General features: G+C 53.2%; 16 protein-coding genes. 13 read left to right on the top strand and 3 right to left on the bottom strand.

Features of this window, described 5'->3' with window-relative positions; translation table 11 throughout:
• Positions 1-29 precede the first annotated feature (29 nt).
• On the bottom strand, positions 30-926 hold the full coding sequence (locus GC101_RS29700) for an SDR family oxidoreductase (protein WP_171720276.1): 897 nt from the start codon (positions 924-926) through the stop codon (positions 30-32).
• Positions 927-1072: 146 nt separating this feature from the next.
• Between GC101_RS29700 and GC101_RS29695 the strand changes: the two genes are divergently transcribed.
• The 3 genes from GC101_RS29695 (at position 1073) to sdaAA (ending at position 3198) form a co-directional block, all read left to right on the top strand.
• Positions 1073-1489, top strand: a complete 417-nt coding sequence (locus GC101_RS29695) for a GNAT family N-acetyltransferase (protein ID WP_039310545.1) — start codon at positions 1073-1075, stop codon at positions 1487-1489.
• Positions 1490-1612: 123 nt separating this feature from the next.
• A complete protein-coding gene (gene sdaAB, locus GC101_RS29690; RefSeq protein WP_171720275.1) occupies positions 1613-2323 on the top strand; it encodes an L-serine ammonia-lyase, iron-sulfur-dependent subunit beta in 711 nt (236 codons plus the stop codon).
• Complete coding sequence (gene sdaAA / locus GC101_RS29685) at positions 2320-3198, top strand: L-serine ammonia-lyase, iron-sulfur-dependent, subunit alpha (RefSeq protein WP_171720274.1); 879 nt, start codon at positions 2320-2322, stop codon at positions 3196-3198. Before sdaAB ends, sdaAA begins: the two co-directional genes overlap by 4 nt.
• Before the next feature lie 35 nt (positions 3199-3233).
• On the opposite strand, the gene GC101_RS29680 is transcribed toward sdaAA, so the two are convergent.
• Entirely contained in the window at positions 3234-3536 is a 303-nt protein-coding gene (locus GC101_RS29680; protein ID WP_039310552.1) for a hypothetical protein, read from the bottom strand.
• A gap of 79 nt (positions 3537-3615) precedes the next feature.
• Between GC101_RS29680 and GC101_RS29675 the strand changes: the two genes are divergently transcribed.
• A complete protein-coding gene (locus tag GC101_RS29675; protein ID WP_042133109.1) occupies positions 3616-3810 on the top strand; it encodes a YwbE family protein in 195 nt (64 codons plus the stop codon).
• Between the two features lie 110 nt (positions 3811-3920).
• Here GC101_RS29675 and GC101_RS29670 read toward each other — a convergent pair whose 3' ends face one another.
• Positions 3921-4724, bottom strand: a complete 804-nt coding sequence (locus tag GC101_RS29670; RefSeq protein WP_171720273.1) for an HNH endonuclease — start codon at positions 4722-4724, stop codon at positions 3921-3923.
• A gap of 291 nt (positions 4725-5015) precedes the next feature.
• Here GC101_RS29670 and GC101_RS29665 point away from each other — a divergent pair, with 291 nt between their 5' ends.
• The 9 genes from GC101_RS29665 (at position 5016) to GC101_RS29625 (ending at position 19762) form a co-directional block, all read left to right on the top strand.
• Entirely contained in the window at positions 5016-5498 is a 483-nt protein-coding gene (locus GC101_RS29665; RefSeq protein WP_246354577.1) for a hypothetical protein, read from the top strand.
• 53 nt (positions 5499-5551) lie between these two features.
• Entirely contained in the window at positions 5552-6568 is a 1017-nt protein-coding gene (locus GC101_RS29660; protein WP_171720272.1) for a substrate-binding domain-containing protein, read from the top strand.
• Between the two features lie 101 nt (positions 6569-6669).
• The gene (locus tag GC101_RS29655) at positions 6670-8013 is read left to right on the top strand and encodes a glycoside hydrolase family 30 protein (protein WP_171720271.1); all 1344 of its coding nucleotides are present in this window, start codon (positions 6670-6672) and stop codon (positions 8011-8013) included.
• A 496-nt stretch (positions 8014-8509) separates the two neighbouring features.
• Positions 8510-11737 carry a cellobiose phosphorylase gene (locus tag GC101_RS29650; RefSeq protein ID WP_171720270.1) on the top strand — a complete coding sequence of 1076 codons (3228 nt, stop codon included), beginning with the start codon at positions 8510-8512 and terminating at the stop codon, positions 11735-11737.
• Positions 11738-12487: 750 nt separating this feature from the next.
• Positions 12488-13477: an ABC transporter permease gene (locus GC101_RS29645; RefSeq protein WP_039309713.1), complete on the top strand. Its 990-nt coding sequence runs from the start codon at positions 12488-12490 to the stop codon at positions 13475-13477.
• An 18-nt stretch (positions 13478-13495) separates the two neighbouring features.
• Complete coding sequence (locus tag GC101_RS29640; protein WP_039309712.1) at positions 13496-14386, top strand: carbohydrate ABC transporter permease; 891 nt, start codon at positions 13496-13498, stop codon at positions 14384-14386.
• 100 nt (positions 14387-14486) lie between these two features.
• Positions 14487-16184: a type 2 periplasmic-binding domain-containing protein gene (locus tag GC101_RS29635; protein ID WP_171720269.1), complete on the top strand. Its 1698-nt coding sequence runs from the start codon at positions 14487-14489 to the stop codon at positions 16182-16184.
• A 99-nt stretch (positions 16185-16283) separates the two neighbouring features.
• Positions 16284-18176: a cache domain-containing sensor histidine kinase gene (locus GC101_RS29630; RefSeq protein ID WP_246354576.1), complete on the top strand. Its 1893-nt coding sequence runs from the start codon at positions 16284-16286 to the stop codon at positions 18174-18176.
• Between the two features lie 2 nt (positions 18177-18178).
• Positions 18179-19762, top strand: a complete 1584-nt coding sequence (locus GC101_RS29625; RefSeq protein ID WP_171720268.1) for a response regulator — start codon at positions 18179-18181, stop codon at positions 19760-19762.
• The last annotated feature ends 35 nt before the right edge of the window (positions 19763-19797 follow it).

Genomic DNA, 19797 nt, shown 5'->3' with positions numbered 1-19797 from the left:
GGAATGACCGGACGAATCCGGAGCATGAATCAGCTTGTAACCATGTCCCCTCCGTTAACATGAATACAGGTGCCTGTTACATAGGAAGCATCAGGGCTGGCCAGATAGACATAGGCTCCTGCCAGCTCATAGGGCTGTGCCGCCCGCTTGAATGGGGTGTCTGTGCCGAATACACTGACCTCTTCAGCGGAATAGCTGGAAGGAATCAGCGGTGTCCATACCGGACCGGGAGCCACACTGTTGACACGGATGCCGCTGTCCGCCAGTGAAAGAGCCAGGGAGCGGGTGAAGGAGACAACGGCGCCTTTGGTGGAGGAATAGTCAATGAGCTCCTTGTTGCCCTGGTAAGCGGTAATGGAGGCGGTGTTAATAATGCAGCTTCCTTTGTGCAGATGCGGGAGTGCGGCCTGGGTCAGGAAGAAGAAAGGGAAGATATTGGTGCGGTAGGTCTGGTACAGCTGCTCCTCTGTGATATCCAGAATGCTCTTCTGCGGATATTGGACGCCGTGGTTATTCACCAGAATGTCCAGCTTGCCGAAGGTCCGCACGGTGTGCTCCACCGCTTCGAAGCAGCACTCTTTATAGCGCAGATCCGTCTCAATCCGCAGGCAGCGGCGTCCAAGCTCTTCTATCCGGTGCTGCGTGGCTGCGGCATCAGAAGCTTCGTCCAAGTAAGCGATGGCAATATCTGCTCCTTCTTTGGCAAAAGCGATGGCGGCTGCTCTTCCAATGCCGCTGTCTCCGCCGGTAATCAGGGCAACCTTTCCTTTGAGCCTGCCGCTGCTGCTCTCGGGATTCTCGCTAATCGGACGCGGATTCATCAGACTCTCCAGACCCGGCTGGCGGTCCTGGTGCTGTGGGGGGAAGGCGATAGGCTGCACGCGGCATACCGTCTTTTCTCCGTAATAGGGGTAAACGGGATTCATCGGGCGATACTCCTCCTTGCCTGTTGGCTCTCCGTATATTGGTATGCATGCGCCCAGAAAAGCGTGCGCCGCAGTCCTCTTCTGGGTGATCCTTAAGACGGTCTTAACTTTACATACTAAAAACTTAGAAATGGAGAGAATAACTAATGCTATACAGACCAATGACAGCCGATGATTACGAGGCAGCTTATCAATTATGGAAGAATACGGACGGGATGGGTCTTAGTGAAGCGGACTCGCGCGGGGAAATTATCCGTTATCTGGAGCGTAATCCGGGAATCAGCCAGGTGTGTGTGGATGAGGACGGTACACTTGCGGGTACAGCGGTGTGCGGACATGACGGGCGTAGAGGATATATGTATCATGTGGCTGTCAGCAGCAGCAGCCGGGGTAAGGGTGCCGGGCGTGAGATGGTCACGCGCTGCCTGGAGAGACTGCGGGAGGAAGGCATCAGTAAATGCCATCTGATGGTCATCGGGCATAACGCTCTGGGCCGCAGCTTCTGGTCAGGCACCGGCTGGCAGGAGCGGGATGGCCTTGTGCTGTTCTCGCGGAACAGCTGATAGGTCACAAACAATGTAATAGTGTAGCTTTTGTGCGGACGCAGTATAATATATAGGAGCTTTACAAATGACTTGCACTATTCTATGTGCAATGTCGAATTTTAATAGCGGGAGACCTGAGCGATGCGGTTTAAAGATGTATTCTCAATTATCGGTCCGGCGATGGTCGGACCTTCCAGTTCGCATACAGCGGGGGCGGCGCGGATCGGCAGAGCGGCACGCCAGGTGCTTGGTGAAATGCCGCGTACGGCAGAAGTCACGTTCTTCGGTTCTTTTGCGGCCACGTATCAGGGACATGGAACAGACCGGGCTATTGCCGGAGGTCTGCTGGACTTTACCACCGATGACCACCGGCTGCCGGATTCCATAGAGCTTGCGGCCGAAGCCGGAATGGAGATTTCCTTCGGTCAGGGAACGGGCTTGTTCCCCCATCCCAATACGGTCCGCTTGCGGCTTACCGGCAGCGAGAGCGGCACAGAGCTGACGCTTACCGGGATTTCGATCGGCGGCGGCAATATCGAAATTGTTGATATTGACGGGTTCGGCGTGAAGCTTACCGGCATGTATCCAACCGTGCTGATTAATCATATGGACTATCTGGGCGTACTTGCCAGCGTTACGGATGTAATGCGGCAGGGCCAGTGCAATATTGGACATATGTCGCTGGACCGCAAGAACCGCAGCGGAGCAGCCTTGACGGTGCTGGAGCTGGATGAAGCCGCTACACCGGAGCTGCTGCGTAATTTGCGGGCGCTGCCGGCTGTGAAGTCCGTGAAAGTCGTCGATTTGAATGAACAGGCACATGTGCAGAAAGGAAAGGACATTACATCATGAATTTTCAAACACTCAGCCAGCTGGCTGTATTATGTGAAGAGCGGGGTCTGGGAATCGGCGCTCTGATGCTTGAGGAGCAGAGCGCGGAGTCGGGGCGTTCCAAGGAGCAGGAGTTCGCTACCATGAGCCAGTATTACGGCGTTATGAAGGAAGCGGTGCACCGCGGCATGCATGAAGACACCACCTCACGCAGCGGTCTGACAGGACTTGACGCCCAGCGTGTGGCTGCTTACAATGCAGCGGATGAACCTTGCCTTGGCGGTCCTGCCGGCCAGGCCATGGCGTATGCTCTTGCGGTTTCGGAAGTGAATGCTTCCATGGGACGGATTATCGCTACGCCGACCGCAGGCTCCTGCGGAATCATTCCCGGGGTGTTCCTGAGCTGTCAGGAGCGCTTCGGCTGGGACGATGACTATATGGTTACCGGCCTGTTCGCGGCTGGAGCCATCGGGTATGTTATTGCCAACAATTCTTTTGTATCGGGAGCGGAAGGCGGCTGTCAGGCCGAGGTCGGCTCAGCCATCGGGATGGCGGCAGGGGCCTTGACTGAAATGCGCGGCGGCACACCGGCGCAAGCCGTGCATGCCGTAGGACTGGCACTCAAGAATACACTGGGACTGATCTGTGATCCGGTAGGCGGACTTGTGGAGATTCCATGTATTGTCCGTAACGGCTTCGGTGCCGTCACGGCGCTTGCTGCGGCCGATATGGCACTGGCCGGTGTCCGCAGTGTGATTCCGTCCGATGAAGTAATCAAGGTCATGCTGGAGGTAGGCTCCGCTATGCCCGAGAAGCACCGCGAGACGGCAGGGGGCGGACTGGCCCAGACACCAACCGGCCGCAAGATTATGAAAGATTTACGGAACAAGAAATAATCTGCGGGTGCTTTCGGGCGGGGCTATTTGCGGGGCTATAGCATACGGAACCGTTCAAGCTGATCCCACAGCCCCTCACGCCGGAGGATTTCCTCCTGCTTCGGTCCCATCAGGTCGAAGTGGGGAAACGGCTGGCGGTTATGAATATATTGCGGCGGAAGACCGTTCTTCCTGCACCACTCCCTCAGGCGGGGGAGATCACTGCACCCGACCTTGGTCACTGTGGTGATGTCAGGAAACCGCTTGTCCAGCCAGTAATGCGTAAGGAACGCGATTTCACCAGCGGAGACCGCTTGTTTCCAGCGGGCTAGTTCTGCTCTGTTAATGCCAAAGGCCATAGCTGTCATCATCCTTATTGATCATAGTAAATTGATTATATACAAGAATATAAGATACTTCCGGAAAGGGGAGAAGAACATGAACGGGCAAGTTAGAGCGGATATCCGCCCCGGACTTCAGGTTGATATTGTACTGAAGCAGGATCAGGCGACCGGCAAACTCACACATGGCGCGGTTAAAGACATCCTGACCAATTCGCCCCGCCATCCGCACGGAATCAAAGTGCGGCTGACTGACGGACAGGTGGGACGGGTCAAGAACATTACAGGCTAAGCAATATACAGAAGAATGAAGAAGCGCCGCGAGCCGGGGCGGCTGTGTCCCTTGGGCAGCCGCCGGGGTAAGAGGCGCTTTTTGATTTGCATACAGGATCATGAGCCTGCTTAACGGCCCATGAATTCCTCTACATACTGGTCGGCCTTGGTCTGATTACATAAATTGCAGGCGCAGACACAGTTGTCCGGCGTAGTGTGCCCGCCCTTGGCACGGGGCAGCAGATGGTCAATGGTATCCCCGTATAAGCCGCAGAAATAGCAGATATACTGGTCCCGGGTCAGAATATAGGCGCGGAAATCCTTATTGCTGTATAAGCGGCGGATTGTACGGCGGTTCACGACAACTGCGGCATGCTCCCGGACAAGCGTTACCGCAAGCGCAAGATCGATCTCCTGATGCCAGCGCCGGCCTTTGTCGCTGTGGCCGCGCATCAGAATCATACCCTTGCCTGAAGGGATGAGCGCAGAGGCATCCTGCGGATCGGGCTTCGGTCCGCGCTGCTGGGGGATCGTGCGTCCCGTTTCAGCACTGCGCGGACGGGCCTTGCCCTTGAGGCCGGAGGTACCCGCGCTGCCGCGGCCTTCCTTGGCACGTTCGGGCAAGGAAGGCTGACGGCCCATGGCAGCAGGCGGTTTGGCAGCTCCGGAGCCCGCTGCAGAGATCGAGACCAGTGTCTTATCCCGCTTGGCAGTCCCCGTGCCGGTCGGACGCTCCGGCAGTGCGGGTGCCGCGCTTGCACGCGGCGGCGCAGCCGCAGCCCCTGCTTCGCGTAGCTTGCGGCATTCCCGGCAGGCTCCGCGCCGGGAGATTCCCTTGGAGCGCTTGCCTGTCCGTCTGCGGAATTCGGAGAGCGGCTTAAGCTGATGGCAATAGGCACATTGTTTGGATGGAGGAAGAATAGTTTCAGTCATAAGTATACTTGGCAGGACGGCCCTCAGCCGCAACTGTCCAATCCCTTCTGTATTTTGAAATAGAAACTTATTTACGTTATACCGCTATGTGATTTCATTGATTTGATAATAGTATAGCGTAAAGCACAGGTATTCACACAGCATGCGCCAAAAGCCGCAAATCTCCAGGGCTGTGACATCCTTCTTCGCAGTCTTGAGGAAAAACCCGTAAACTCGCAAAGTAAGGCCGTAAATCGATGATGAGGCTTGTATTGGAATACAATAATTATGAACCAGATAGGGGGAAGCTGAATGACCGTTAGTGAAAAAAAGCCCGGGGCCGTAAGACTGCTGTTTGTGCTTCAGGCATTCTTAGGCCTTGGAGCTGTCGCCGGAGGGCTGGTCCTGCTCGCCGATCCCAGTGGTGAAATGATTGGAATGCCGGCGTCCGTACTGGAGAGATCTCCGTTTGACAGTTATGCAATTCCCGGCATTCTGCTGCTGGTCATTTTTGGGCTGCTGCCGCTAATGGTGCTCTATGGTCTTTTCAATCAGCCTCAGTGGTCTTGGGCCTATGCGCTGACCCCGTTTAAGGCGCTGCATGCAGCATGGAGCTTCTCGCTTTATATCGGCTTTGGGCAGATTATCTGGATTATGGTGCAGACGTATATGATGGATACAGTCAGTATTGTTCATGTTTTCTACATGTCTCTGGGCATGCTGGTTCAGATCGTTACGCTGCTGCCTGCGGTACAGAGATATTTTATGCTGGACGGCCGTTCTGAAAGAAGTTAGAATGACAGTGAACATAAAAGGGCTTTCATTTGGGCCGCGGGAGTGAACCGGAAGTGACTACCATATACGATATTGCCAAAAGAACCGGCTATTCACCAACCACGGTATCCAAGGCGTTCAATAACTACTCTGACGTGCGGGAGAAGACGCGGCAGGAAATACTGCGTACCGCCCAGGAAATGGGATATCTTCCTAATGCGCATGCGCGTACACTGACGACCAAGAAATCCTGGACGATCGGTGTGCTGTTTGTGGAGAATACGGGAGCGGGTATCCGCCATCCTTTCTTCAGTGCGGTTATTGAGAGCTTCAAGCAGGTTGCCGTAGCCAAGGGTTACGCCCTCATGTTTATCTCGAAGGATGTCGGCGGTAAGCAGAGCGGATATCTGGAGAACTGCCGGATTCGCGGAGTCGATGGGGTTGTAGTGTTCCTCTCTGATTATGAAGACCCGTATTTCCGGGAGCTTCTGGAGAGTGATATCCCTACAGTGATTCTCGATTTCGAAACGGCGTTGTCGCATACGGTCTGCTCGGATAATATGACCGGTGCGCTGCAGGCAGTGGAATATCTGGTATCGCTCGGACACAGCAGAATTGCCCATATTTCCGGCGGAGAGAACACCTATCCGGGGAAACAGCGGGAGCTGGGGTACAGAGCGGCAATGGAGCAGCAGGGGCTTGAGGTACCGGACGAATATGTTGCCGAGGGAGCATTCTACTCTCTGGAGAACGGCTACGGCGCAATGAAGTCTTTGCTTGAGCTGCCGGAACGGCCGACGGCTGTGTTTGCTTCAGGTGACTTGCTTGCACTGGGTGCCGTGATGGCTGCCAAGGATCAGGGCCTGTCTGTACCGGAGGATATTTCAGTCATGGGTTATGATGATATTGAGCTTGCGGGATATGTTACCCCTGCACTGACCACCGTCCGCCAGAACACGGAGCTGCTGGGTACCCGGGCGGCGGAGCTTTTGCTGGCTTCGATGAACGGCCCGCGTACAAATCAGGAGGCGCTGGTTCTGCCTGTAGAGATCATCGTCAGGGATTCCTGTGCCCCGCCGGGGAAGAGATAAAAGTGCGTTCAACCGGAATGCATTTTTTTTCAGCAAAATCGAAACCGGTTTCGATTTTTTCGTTTTTATTTCGAGTTCAAATGATGAAGGAGTGAATCAACATGACAACCGTTCAAACCGTAGTAACCGCCAAAGACACAGAGGATCGTCTGAGTTCCAAAGAAGGTATTCAGTTCAAAGCAGCAACCCCTGGTACAACAGCAGATATACTGCTGCAGCCGGAGCAGGAGTTTCAAACAATCATTGGTTTTGGCGGCGCTTTCACTGAAGCGGCTGCGTATACCTTATCCCGGATGAGTCCGGAGAAACGGGCAGAGGTCATCCGGCGTTATTTTCACCCGGTGGATGGGCTGAATTACACTATGGGCCGCGTGCATATTCATAGCTGTGACTTCGCGCTCGGCAACTATACCTATGTGCAGGATGAGGATACGGAGCTTGCGACCTTCGATATTTCGCATGATCACCAGTGGGTCCTGCCGCTCATTAAGGATGCTATGGAGGTCAAAGGCGGACCCTTCACGATGCTGGCTTCACCTTGGAGCCCGCCGGCCTGGATGAAAACGAACGGGGAGATGAATAACGGCGGTTCGCTGAAGCCGGAATATGCTGCAGTCTGGGCGCGCTATTATACCAAATTCATCGAGGCTTACCGCAAGGAGGGAATTCCGGTCTGGGCAGTATCCGTGCAGAACGAGCCGGCAGCAGTGCAAGTATGGGACTCTTGTGTATATAGTGCCGAGGAAGAGCGCGATTTCGTCAAAAACCACCTCGGCCCGGTAATGCGCGAAGCCGGAATGGACGATGTGAATATCGTCATCTGGGACCATAACCGCGATATTATGATCGAGCGTGTGACTCCGATTCTGTCCGATCCGGAAGCAGCGCAGTACGTATGGGGAACCGGAATCCACTGGTACGGCGGCGAGGAGTTCGACAAGGTGGAGAAGGTGCATGAGCTTTTCCCGGATAAGCATGTGCTCTTCACCGAAGGCTGCCAGGAAGGCGGCGTGCGTCTGGGGGAATGGTTCACGGGTGAGCGCTACGGCCGGAATATGATCGGCGATCTGAATGCCTGGACAGAGGGCTATCTGGACTGGAATCTGGTGCTGGATGAGACGGGCGGACCGAACCACGTGGGGAATCTCTGCGATGCTCCGGTGATTGCGGATACGGCTACGGACGAGGTCCACTATAACAGCTCGTATTATTATATCGGGCATTTCAGCAAATTCATTGCACCGGGTGCTGTGCGGATCGGGCTGCAGTCGGCTGCGGAAGGCGTGCTGTCAGCGGCGTTCCTCAATCCGGACGGCAGCATCGCTGTTGTATTGATGAACGAAAGCGAAGCAGAACGCTCCCTGACGCTTGGCTTCGGCGGTGAAATCGCTGAGTGCACATTGCCTGCACATTCCATTGCCACACATCTGATTTCGCAAGGTTAAGCTTGCGACGGGGAAGAAAGGAAGCGCAGAGCGGGCAGAGTTGACTCATGCGGGAAGCTTGGAGTATGGAGGTGGAGGGTGGGATTTTGCAGGTAAGTAGGCTAGATGCGCGGAAGCTGGGAGTTAAGTAGTTAGAAAAACTCGTTAGAAGCTGTAAGCTAAAGTTTGATTCGGAGTGAGTTCAAGCCCCTCCCTAGCCGTCTGTTGCACTTTGTACACTAGATTGCTCCTATCTCCGCCGAAACTAGCGATCAATTGCACTATGTGCATTAGAATCCTGCGGAAGAGGCATTTTTAGGCGAAAATCCTGAAATCTATTGTATGAAATACAACAGAAGGCTGCTCGGGGGTGCAATAACACAAATTCTAATGCATAAAGTACAATCACCCAGGATTTGCAATCATACAGAGAGTTCAGCCTAATGCCGAGGCTTACAGCTCAATAGCTGAAGCGAAGCCTCGTAAGCGTACACTGATATTTTTAGGAGGAGTAACTATGAGTAATTATTATTTCGATTCAGGTAAATTTGTCATAGAGCAGTTCCACGAAGGCAAACCGTTCGCCAGCTTCCTGCCCGGACTGGCCGGATTGAAGGGGATCCCGATGTGGACGTTCTACGTGAACCGGGGGCAAGGAATCAGCAGCTTCGGAATACGGGACAAAAATTCGCCGATTATGGAGTTCTCTCCGGCCAATATTTCGTATAAGAATGTAGCTTCCACCGGATTCCGCACCTTCATCAAGCTGAAGGGTACAGCAGAAGTCTATGAGCCGTTCCAGTCGGCACGCCCTGATCCTGCGGCCAAGCGGATCATGACGATCCTGCCGAACGGACTGACCATTGAGGAGTCACATGCAGGACATGGGCTGAAGACGACAGTCCACTACTTCAACCTGCCGGGTGACGATTATGCCGCGCTGATCCGGCAGGTGGAGATCGAGAATATCAGCGGGACAGAGCTGGAGCTGGAGCTGCTGGACGGTCTTCCGGAGGTTCTTCCCTTCGGCGTAGCGAACGGGGGCTACAAAGAGATGGGGAACCTGCTGCGCAGCTGGATGGATGTGTATAACCTGGAGAACGGAATTCCGTTCTACAAGCTGCGCTCCAGCACGAATGACGATGCGGAAATGAGCCTGATTGAGAGCGGGCACTTCTATCTCTCCTCCACAACGGAAGGAGAACAGCTGTATCCGGTCGTAGATTATGAAGTAATCTTCGGCGGCAATACTTCGCTGACGTATCCGGACCGCTTCGCGAAGCTTCCGCTGGCGGAGCTGCTTGCACAGGCCCAATATCCGGCCAACAAGGTGCCGTGCGGCTTCAGCGGCGTATCCAGAACACTTGCACCGGGAGCTTCGCTGAAGCTGAATACGATCATTGGACATGTAAATGATATTGCCAGAATCAATCATCGGGCGGCTGAGCTCTGCCGGGAAGATTATTTTGCTGCCAAGGCACTGGAAGCAGCCAGTTTGACCGAGGATTTAACGGCGGATATTGCTACGCATACCTCCTCGCCGCTGTTCGATGCTTATTGCCGCCAGTCTTACCTCGATAACTTCCTGCGCGGGGGCTATCCGTTTATTTTTGATAACGGCGGTGACGGCTTCGTTGTACATCTATACTCGCGCAAGCATGGCGATATGGAACGGGATTACAACTTCTTCTCGCTGGCGCCTGAATACTATTCGCAGGGCAACGGGAACTTCCGTGATATGAACCAGAACCGGCGCAGCGATGTGTTCTTCCACCCACAGGTGGGCAGCTTCAACATCAAAATGTTCTACAGTCTGATCCAGGCAGACGGCTATAATCCGCTTAGCGTGCAGGGTACCAGCTTTGAAATTCTGCCGGGTGAGGGAGAGAAGCTTAAAGCATGGGTTGCCGGGGCGCTTGCGGAGCATCATGCCGGATTTGAGCGGCTGCTGGCCGGACGCTTCACACCAGGAAGCCTGATTAACTACATTGCGGATCACAATATTGCTTTGAACATCAGTGAGCAGGAATTCCTCAGCGGTGTGCTTGCCCTGTCGCAGCAGAACATTGAAGCCGCCTTCGGAGAAGGCTTCTGGTCCGATCACTGGACCTACAATCTTGATCTGGTGGAAGGTTATCTGGATATTTATCCGGAACGGCAGGAGGCGCTGCTGTTCGGGGACGAGACTTATACGTTCTATGACAGCCCGGCTTATGTGCTGCCGCGCAGCGAGAAATATGTAATCAGCAGCGGGCAGGTGCGGCAATTCGGGGCGCTGCTGGAGGATGAAGAGAAGCTGCACAAGCTGAAGCGCAAGGCCAGCGATACCCAGTGGCTGCGCACACAAGGCGGGCACGGGGAGATCTACCGGACCAGCCTGTTTGTGAAGATGCTGTCGCTTGCCATGAACAAATTTGCCACGCTTGATCCTTACGGGATGGGGGTAGAGATGGAAGGCAACAAGCCGGGCTGGAATGATGCTATGAACGGACTGCCGGGACTGGTCGGCTCCGGAATGAGCGAGACCTTTGAACTCAAGCGGATGCTTGTGTTCATGCTGGATGCTCTGGAGAGCGGCGCGAATATTCCTTCAACAGTAGCGCTTCCGTTAGAGATGGCTTCGCTGCTTGAGCAGGTGAACCGTGCTGTAACTGAAGTGCTTGACGGTTCACTGGCCCAATTCCCGTATTGGGACCGCGTGGCTTCAGCGCGCGAGGCTTACCGGGCAGAGATCCGCTTCGGAATTACAGGCGAGACCGCCGAAATTTCCCTTGCGGTCATCCGCGGGGCACTGGGCAAATGGCTGCGTAAGGTGGATAAGGGGATTGAGCGTGCGGTAGGAATTGGCGGCGGACTGGTTCCGACCTATTTCCGCTTCGAGGCAACACGGTTCCAGCCTGTAACGGATGAAGCCGGAGAGCCGGTCATCAGCGGCTACGGGCTGCCGAAGGCTCTGGTCGAAGAGTTCGAAGCTACTGCCCTGCCGTATTTCCTGGAAGGTCCTGCCCGCTGGCTCAAAACGCTGGACAGCAAGGAAACCGCCAAGGGAATCTACAGCAAAGTGAAACAGAGCGGGCTCTTTGATCCGGTTACATCGATGTACCGGACTTCAGTGTCGCTGGAAGAAGAATCGCATGAGATCGGCCGCATCCGGGCCTTCACACCGGGCTGGCAGGAGCGGGAGTCCAACTTCCTGCACATGTCGTACAAATATTTGCTTGAGCTGCTGAAGGCGGGGCTGTACGACGAATTCTACAGCGAGCTGAAAACCTCGCTGATTCCGTTCCTTGACCCTGAGGTCTACGGTCGCAGTACACTGGAGAATTCCTCGTTCATCTCAACAGGCGGCAATCCCGATCCTGCAACGCATGGCAGGGGGTTTGTTGCCCGGCTGAGCGGCTCAACGGCGGAGTTCCTGAGCATGTGGAGAACGATGATGGCCGGCAGCCGGCTGTTCTCTGTGGAAGACGGCGAGTTAACGCTGCAGCTGAATCCGGCACTTCCCGGCTGGCTGTTCGATGAGCAGGGTAACCTGTCCTTCACCCTGCTGGGCAGTACAGAAGTGACGTATTATAATCCGCGTCATGCCGATACCTTCGGCGGCAGCAAGGCGGTCATTCAGAATCTGACGCTGGCATTCCGGAGCGGAGAAGAGCGCGTGATTGCCGGCGGTCTGCTGCGGGGCGGGGATGCCGAGGCATTGCGGCGCGGAGAGATTGCCGCCATCCGTGCGGTAATGGAATAATCAGGCGGATTTCCACCGCGAAACAGCGGGTTGAATTCAAGGAATCTGTAGACTACAGCGGCCGGAGGGCCAAATATTCTTTGGAGTCACGGCAATCCCATATTAGCAAAAATACAAGTTCAATCTATATATTCATTCAAGTTAATAAAGGTACAGGAAGGAGGCCCGGTGGGCCTCCTTTTGATTGCCCGGGGTTAGGTGGATTAGTGGTGGATACTCTTGAATCCGCCAGTTGTCGGCGGTACGGGGAATGAGGAGCAGAAGCTCTTAAGCCCTCTGATTCCGCCGGAAGTAGGCGGAATGAGCAAATTAGAGGGATAAATCCCTCTAAATCCGCCGGAAGTGGGCGGAAGGGAACGAGCAAATCAAAGGGATAAATCCCTCTAAATCCGCCAGAAGTAGGCGATATGTTGAAATGAGGAGCAGAAGTGCTCCTCATTCCACTAAAAGTAGGCAAAACGAGCAGCCCCGAGGGACAGGCAGCTTTGAATTTGTCCCAAACGGGCAGAGTAGCACTTACCCATGCAAGCGCGGAAGGGGATTGGAGCGGGAGGAGACAATAGCTGCCGGAAGTTCTGCGCTTCCGGCAGCCGATCTCCGATGGCGGTTGAGTTTTTGAGCCAAGCCGAAAAATGAGCCCCCAAATACGAAATCTGGGACCTTACGCCCAAATACTAAAACGCATACAATAAATACATAGAGATGAAAACGCTTCACACATTAAAGTTGGGGATTTTGGAGGTCCATACGATGGAGAACAAACAAAGCACCAAACCAAATCCGGTAATGGGGCCGCTCATTCCGGCGTCAATCGAAACCGGTTCAGTTCGCAAAAATACGCTCTGGAGGAAATTTGTAGCCCAGCGTCATCTGCAGACCATGGCACTGCTTGGTGTAGTGTGGATGATCATATTCAACTACATCCCGATCTACGGCTTGATTATTTCTTTCAAGGAATATAATATCGTCAAGTCGATCGCCGAAGCCCCTTGGGTGGGCCTGGAGCATTTCAGGGAACTGTTCGCAGATGAGGATCTGCCGAATGTTATCCGCAACACGCTGGGGATCAGCTTGATCAAGCTGCTTATCGGGTTCCCGCTGCCGATCATATTCGCCCTGTTCCTCAATGAGGTCCGTTCCATCAGATTCAAGAAGACGATTCAGACGATCTCCTATCTGCCGCATTTCCTCTCCTGGGTTGTGCTTGGCGGCATTCTGGCCACCTGGCTCGCGGATATAGGGATTATCAATAATATTCTGCTTGCCCTCAATCTGATTGACAAGCCGATCACTTACCTGGCTGAACCGAGTTACTTCTGGACGATAATCATCACCTCCGACATTTGGAAGGAGCTTGGCTGGTCAGCGATTATCTACCTCGCGGCGATTGCCGGCGTGTCTCCGGAAATGTATGAGGCAGCAACGATTGACGGCGCAGGACGTTTCCAGAAAATGTGGTTTGTCACTCTGCCGGCCATCCGGGCCACGATCAGCATCCTGTTCGTCCTGGCAGTCAGCGGTGTACTGAACTCGAACTTCGACCAGATTCTGGTGCTGCGGAATTCACTTAACGACAGTACATCCAATGTAATTGATTACTATATCTATCAGACAGGTATTGTCTCCAACCGCTTCTCCTATTCTGCGGCGGTCACCCTGGTCAAAGCGGTCATTGCACTGATTCTGCTGCTGATTGCCAATCAGGTATCCAAAAAAATCAACGACACGTCGCTGTTCTAGGACAAGGAGGACCTATATATGTTTGCTCTTAAACGTAAAACCAAAGGCGAAGCGATTTTCGATATCGTCAATAATCTGGTTATGCTCTGCGTCTGCTTCCTGACGCTGTATCCGATCTGGTATGTGCTTGTCAACGCTTTCAATGACGGCAATGACGCCATGCTGGGCGGGATCTACTGGTGGCCGCGGATGTTCACACTGAAGAACTTCGATGCAGTATTTGCAAGTCCGGGGATTATGCTGGCGATGGGGGTTACCGTACTCAAGACAGTCCTTGGTGTGGCTCTGCATGTATTCTTTACAGCGATGGTAGCTTATGCCTTGTCCCGCAAGGATCTGGTTGGCGGCAAGCTCTACATTCTGATCGGCACCATTACATTGTTCTTTAACGGCGGCCTGATCCCAACCTTCCTGCTGATGCGTGATCTGCATTTACTGGATAACTTTATGGTCTTTATCATTCCTGTCATGTTCAGCTTCTTCGATCTTATTATCTTCATGACCTTCTTCCGGGAGATCCCAGATGGTCTGGAAGAAGCGGCGCGGATTGACGGAGCCAATGACTGGTCCATCTTACTGCGGATCGTGCTTCCGGTCTCCATGCCGGTTATTGCCACCATCGCGCTGTTCCACGGCGTGTATCAATGGAATGATTATTTTGCCGGCATCATCTATGTGAACAATGTGGACCTGCAGCCGATTCAGACCTATCTGTTCCGGGTCGTGGCCCAGTCCAGCTCCAATACGATGATGGTTGCTGTCCAGGGCAGCGCGGCTACAAGGTCGGTAACCTCACAGTCCATCAAGCTGGCAACCATGGTTGTCACAACGCTGCCAATCGTGTTCGTCTATCCGTTCCTGCAGCGCTATTTCGTTAAAGGCATGATGATCGGCTCCATCAAAGGCTGAGCATCTGCGAACCACAGGGTAACTCCTCCGGAGCCCATTGTCTTGCGGGCAGCGGGGTTGAGCTTATAATTACTATTTTCTAGAAAAGGGGTAAACAAGCATGGGCATGAAACATAAGCCAAAGAAAATGGTCCTGCTGCTCTTGGGACTAATGCTGACATTCTCTGCAGCGGGTTGTTCAAGCAATAATAATGCCGCAAACGGAAATACAGCAACGGAGAAGCCGGCTGAAGCTACAGAGGCACCGGCAACCAATGCAACAGAAACGACAGCTCCGGCAGCAACAGGCGATGAGCCAGGCTGGATGAGCGACACTTCACCAATCACCTTCGACTGGTATCTGAACTTTGCCTGGTTTGCCAACAAATGGGGCGTAGATCCAACTTCGCAATATGTTTCGAAGAAGACCGGCGTTAACGTTAACTTTATCGTGCCTGCAGGGAATGAGAATGAGAAGCTGAACACGCTGATTGCTTCCGGCAAGCTGCCTGACTTCATCACCCTCGGCTACTGGGAAGATGCCATCAAAAAAATGGTAGAAGGCGAATTGGTGCTTCCGCTGAACAAGCTGGCTGATGAATACGACCCGTACTTCTACAAAGTTTCCGATAAAGATAAGCTTGGCTGGTACACTCAGCCGGACGGCAATGTATACGGCTATCCTAACTCTTCCTCTTCTCCTGCCGACTATGAAAAATATGGCGATACCTATGTATCGAACCAGACGTTCGCAGTCCGCAAGGATATTTATGAAGCCATCGGCAGTCCGGATATGCGTACCCCTGAAGGCTTCCTCGCTGCGCTGAAGACAGCACAGGAGAAATTCCCTGAAGTGAACGGCCAGCCGCTGATTCCGCTGGGTCTGCATGAGTTCACTGAGAACGGCAATGACTCGCTGGAAGGCTACATTCAGAACTTCCTGGCGATTCCTTGGGAAAAAGACGGCAAGGTATATGACCGTGAAACCGATCCTGAATATGTACGCTGGATGAAAACACTCCGCCAGGCTAACCAGGACGGATTGCTTGCAAAAGATATCTTCATTGACAAACGGGCACAAATGGAAGAAAAGATCGTACAGGGACGCTACTTCGCAATGCTGTATCAACGTACAGACTTTGCTTCCCAGCAAGGAACTATTTTCCAGAAGAATCCTGATATGGTCTACATTGCTGTAGATGGACCAGCCAACACCAAACTGGATCAGCCTACACTGAATGGCCCTGGGATCTCCGGCTGGACCGTTACCCTGATCTCCAAGGATGTTAAGGATAAAGCACGCGCCATTAAATTCCTCAGCTACCTGAACAGTGAAGAAGGCCAAAAGGATCTTTTCCTGGGCGAAAAAGGGGTCAGCTATGATACAATTGAGGGCAAGGACCAATTCCTTCCTGAAGCCCTTAAGCTGATGAACTCGGACCGTGCAGCCTTTGATAAGCAATACGGCTCTTCGTTCACCTTCTGGATGATGCAAAATACGAATATTACTGACCAATGGGCACCAAAATCCGTTGAGCCGTTCAAACAACTGGAAGACTGGACCCGCGGGAAATCTATTAATACTTCGGAATTCCAGCTGATTGATCCTAGCGGTAACTCGCCGGAAGGCATCATCGCGACCAAGCTGAAACAGCTGCGCGGCAAAACCATGCCGAAGCTGCTGATGGCTGAATCCGATGCGGAATTCGATAAGATCTGGTCTGAATATCTCACTAAAAAAGAGAAGGAAGGTCAAGCGACCTTCGATGCATACCGCCAGACTAAATATGATGAGAACAAGAAAAAACTCGGAATGTAGTCTCCAATATAAGACCCAATTGCCCGCTAACCGCGGGCTTTTGGGTTATTTTCTAGTAACGGGATCTACAAGGCTCCAGCCATTAACGGAGAGGTGAATATGCGCAAACGAACAGGAGCATTATGGAATTCCTTCCGTTATTGGCTCGGACGGAGATCACTGCAAAGCCGGCTGGTTGTGGCTTATATCTTTATTATTCTGGGACCCAGTCTGCTGGTGTCCTTCTATTCGTACAAGGCCATTAACAATACGTATATGCAGGATGCGATCGAGAAAAACGACTATCTGCTGCAGATGGAGAAGCTGCATGTACTCAATCAGATTGAGGCGATGGAGCGGGCGCTCCAGATGGCGTATAGTGATAAAATCACCCGGGAGTATCTGATCAGCGAAAGTGATCCTACACTCGGAGAGCTGATTGATTACAACACAACCAGCTTCATGAACCTCAGCCAGATCCAGTTCAATAATCCGAATATTGAGCATTTGTACCTGTATTCCAGCAGTAAAAATGTATATGAGATGTGGCCGGTTATTTTCCGTGAGTCCCGGGTCTCCATGGAGCCCTGGTTTCAGAAGGCATTGGAGCTGGAAGGATTACGGAATCTGTGGTCCTTTCAGAACTCGGATATCGATCTGATGAAGCGCTTCTCGGGGGAAACAGAGCAGGGGCAACCGAAGGTATCGGTGCTGCGGGAGATCAGCATTCCGGCGGGCAATCACATCGGGATGGTTCAGGTAGATATGCTGCTGAGTAAATTCACACCTAAGACGTATACCTCGGTGCAGGATAATGAATCCCAGATGATTCTTGCGGATGATGAGCTGAACCTGTTCACCAGGACAGACAACTCTTTTCTGGAGAATAATAAGGGGCTGACTGCGGCAATTAAAGACCGGCTGGCAGAATTCGTGAAGACCGGTAAATGGGTGATGGATTATAAGGAGAACGGGAATTCCTTCATGCTGATTCAGGCGCCGCTGGAGCAGATCAATGCTTCTCTGGTTACTGTGGTCTCGATGAAAGGTGTAATGATGGATATTTCGCGTACCCGTAATCTGATTATCGGGGTTAATATCGGCTTCATCTTCCTGGTCACTGCCATTGCTTACGTGCTGAATGCATTCATCCTGAAGAATCTCCGCCGGCTGACCGAAACGATGAAGAGAGTCCGCCGGGGAGAGCCATATGGAAGTATCCGCGTCAGCGGAGGCGGCGAGGTCGGCGAGCTTGCCCATCATTTCTCCAAGCTGATGAACACAATTAATACGCTGGTGGCTCAGGCTGTCCATAAACAGGCGCTGTCGAAGGAAGCTGAGCTGCGGACGCTGCATAATCAGATTGATGCCCACTTCCTCTACAATACACTGGAGAATATCAAAATGCTGGCGGAGATTGAGAATCAGCGGACGATCTCGGATGCGCTTACCCGGCTTGGCGGCATGATGCGCTATAATTTCAAATGGACGGGTGAATACGTGAAGCTGAAAGACGAGATCCGCCATATTCAGAACTATATAGAGGTTATGAATATAAGATTCGAGCATACCATTGGGCTGGAGCTTAATATTGACAGCGCTTATCTGGAAGTGGAGGTGCTCAAAATGTCGCTGCAGCCGATTGTTGAGAACAGTGTGAAGCATGCCTGGAATGCGGACGGGATAGAGCTCACGGACCGTGTTGTGCGGATCGATATTACGGAGGCCGAGGGGGATATCTTCATCTCGCTGCGCGATAATGGCCTCGGGCTGACACCGCAGCAGCTGACCCAGCTGCATGAGGCGATTTATGCCAAGGAGGAACCGGGGGCTGACCCTTCGGGAACCAGCAGCGGCGGGTATAAGTCGGGAGGCGTCGGACTGCGCAATGTGCATCAGCGTCTGCAGCTGTTCTACGGTGAAGCCTACGGGCTGGAAGTGCAGAGTGAAGCAGGGAAATGGACAACTGTGTTCATGTCACTGCCCAAAGTTCTATTGACGGGGGATAACTAGCTATGACCAATCTGCTGATCGTGGATGATGAAAAAATGATCCGTCAAGGTCTGAAGGCGATGATCGAACGGGAATATCCGTCTGTCTACAGCATCACGATGGCGGGCAACGGTGCGGAAGCGCTGGAGCTGTACAAGCAGGAGCGGAAGGATGTCATTATTACGGATATCCGGATGCCGATTATGGACGGGATCACGCTGCTGGAACGGTTGTCGGTGGAAGCAGGCAAGGAGGAGCCGCCTGCTGTCATTATCTTAAGCGGCCATGATGATTTCGAATATGCCAAAAGCGCGATCCGCTACCGCGTGAAGGATTATCTGCTGAAGCCGATCCGCCGCGAGGAGCTGTTCGAGATTCTCGAACGGATCGGCAAGGAGGGAATGGACCGCCAGTCGAGCAGCCTGCGGCAGAAGCAGGAGGCGGAAGGCTACCGCCGCGAGCTGCGGGTTGCCCGCCTGCGGGGGCTTTTGATGCAGCGGGAGACAGAAGCATCGGCGGCACAGCTGGAGGAGCTGTCGACGCTGCAGATTCCTTTTACAGTAGGCGTAGTCAATTATTATCACCGGGACGGCGCGCGGATGAATCACGGAGAGGTCCAGGGCGTGCTGGAGCGGCTGATCGGACCGCTGGAGCATAAATTCACGGAGATTCTGACCGATTGGGACGGGAAGCTTGTACTTGTGGGGAATGTGGAGAGCTTCCTGGAGCTGGCCGGTAAGGCTGATGCCAAAGAACTTAAGCGGCTGCTCATCGGCATCAGCAGTGAGAGCCGGAGTCCGGAGCAGTTCCGTGCCTGTTACATGGAGGCGTACCGGGCGCTGCAGTATACTTTTTTGTCCCCGCAGGCCAGTTTTGTCGACTATAAGGATATCCGCGCCGGGCGCCTGAGCTTCCCTTCCCCGGAGGAGGAGCTGCGCAAGCTGCTTAATATGCTGGGAACCGAGCGGGAGAAGGAGATTAAGACGCTGCTTGGTGTTATTTTTCAGACGGACCATTTGCTGCATCTGGATTTGGATTACCTGGAGAATGTAGGGCGGAGTATTAATGAACGGGTGCTGGATGAAGTGTTCCGTGTGCATGGAGAGGCTTCGGTGGAAGTGCTGAAGCTGTACCGCGCGGTCGGCAACTTGTATAATTTCAGCAATTTCCATGACTATTACCGGGCACTGGAGCATTTGCTCCTTAGCGTGAACGATTATATTATAGGTATAAGATCTGCGCATACCGAGCATGCGGATATGGAAGAAGCGCTGGCGTATATCGAAGCGAATTATGCCCGTCCGCTGAATATGGCGATGGTCAGCAATTATGTCTCGCTCAATTATTCATATTTCAGTGAAGCCTTCAAGGCGTACACCGGGGAGAGCTTTGTGCTGTATCTCAAAAAAGTCCGCATCCGCCACGCCAAGGAGCTGCTGGCTGATCATTCCGTCAAGCTGGCCGGGGTCTCTGAGGCTGTAGGTTTTGAGAACAGCAAGCAATTCGCGCGTGTCTTTAAGGAGCTGGAGGGTATCTCTCCCGGTGAATACCGGGCGAAGCAGCTGATGGAGCGTTATTCGGGGCAGACGGAGGATAAGGAATTTTAAGATATGAACAACGGATGGCTAGAGGCTGGAGGCAA

It is taken from the genome of Paenibacillus phytohabitans (genome assembly GCF_013141775.1).
GTDB classification, from domain to species: Bacteria; Bacillota; Bacilli; order Paenibacillales; family Paenibacillaceae; genus Paenibacillus_AQ; species Paenibacillus_AQ phytohabitans.
Note: the sequence above shows the minus strand (reverse complement) of the source record. Positions and strands in the feature narration are given on the sequence as shown.

Coding starts and splice junctions, on each gene's coding strand:
- sdaAA (WP_171720274.1), top strand. CDS start 2,320: ATGAATTTTCAAACACTCAGCCAGCTGGCTGTATTATGTGAAGAGCGG.
- sdaAB (WP_171720275.1), top strand. CDS start 1,613: ATGCGGTTTAAAGATGTATTCTCAATTATCGGTCCGGCGATGGTCGGA.
- GC101_RS29695 (WP_039310545.1), top strand. CDS start 1,073: ATGCTATACAGACCAATGACAGCCGATGATTACGAGGCAGCTTATCAA.
- GC101_RS29625 (WP_171720268.1), top strand. CDS start 18,179: ATGACCAATCTGCTGATCGTGGATGATGAAAAAATGATCCGTCAAGGT.
- GC101_RS29675 (WP_042133109.1), top strand. CDS start 3,616: ATGAACGGGCAAGTTAGAGCGGATATCCGCCCCGGACTTCAGGTTGAT.
- GC101_RS29655 (WP_171720271.1), top strand. CDS start 6,670: ATGACAACCGTTCAAACCGTAGTAACCGCCAAAGACACAGAGGATCGT.
- GC101_RS29665 (WP_246354577.1), top strand. CDS start 5,016: ATGACCGTTAGTGAAAAAAAGCCCGGGGCCGTAAGACTGCTGTTTGTG.
- GC101_RS29640 (WP_039309712.1), top strand. CDS start 13,496: ATGTTTGCTCTTAAACGTAAAACCAAAGGCGAAGCGATTTTCGATATC.
- GC101_RS29680 (WP_039310552.1), bottom strand. CDS start 3,536: ATGGCCTTTGGCATTAACAGAGCAGAACTAGCCCGCTGGAAACAAGCG.
- GC101_RS29650 (WP_171720270.1), top strand. CDS start 8,510: ATGAGTAATTATTATTTCGATTCAGGTAAATTTGTCATAGAGCAGTTC.
- GC101_RS29630 (WP_246354576.1), top strand. CDS start 16,284: ATGCGCAAACGAACAGGAGCATTATGGAATTCCTTCCGTTATTGGCTC.
- GC101_RS29700 (WP_171720276.1), bottom strand. CDS start 926: ATGAATCCCGTTTACCCCTATTACGGAGAAAAGACGGTATGCCGCGTG.
- GC101_RS29635 (WP_171720269.1), top strand. CDS start 14,487: ATGGGCATGAAACATAAGCCAAAGAAAATGGTCCTGCTGCTCTTGGGA.
- GC101_RS29670 (WP_171720273.1), bottom strand. CDS start 4,724: ATGACTGAAACTATTCTTCCTCCATCCAAACAATGTGCCTATTGCCAT.
- GC101_RS29645 (WP_039309713.1), top strand. CDS start 12,488: ATGGAGAACAAACAAAGCACCAAACCAAATCCGGTAATGGGGCCGCTC.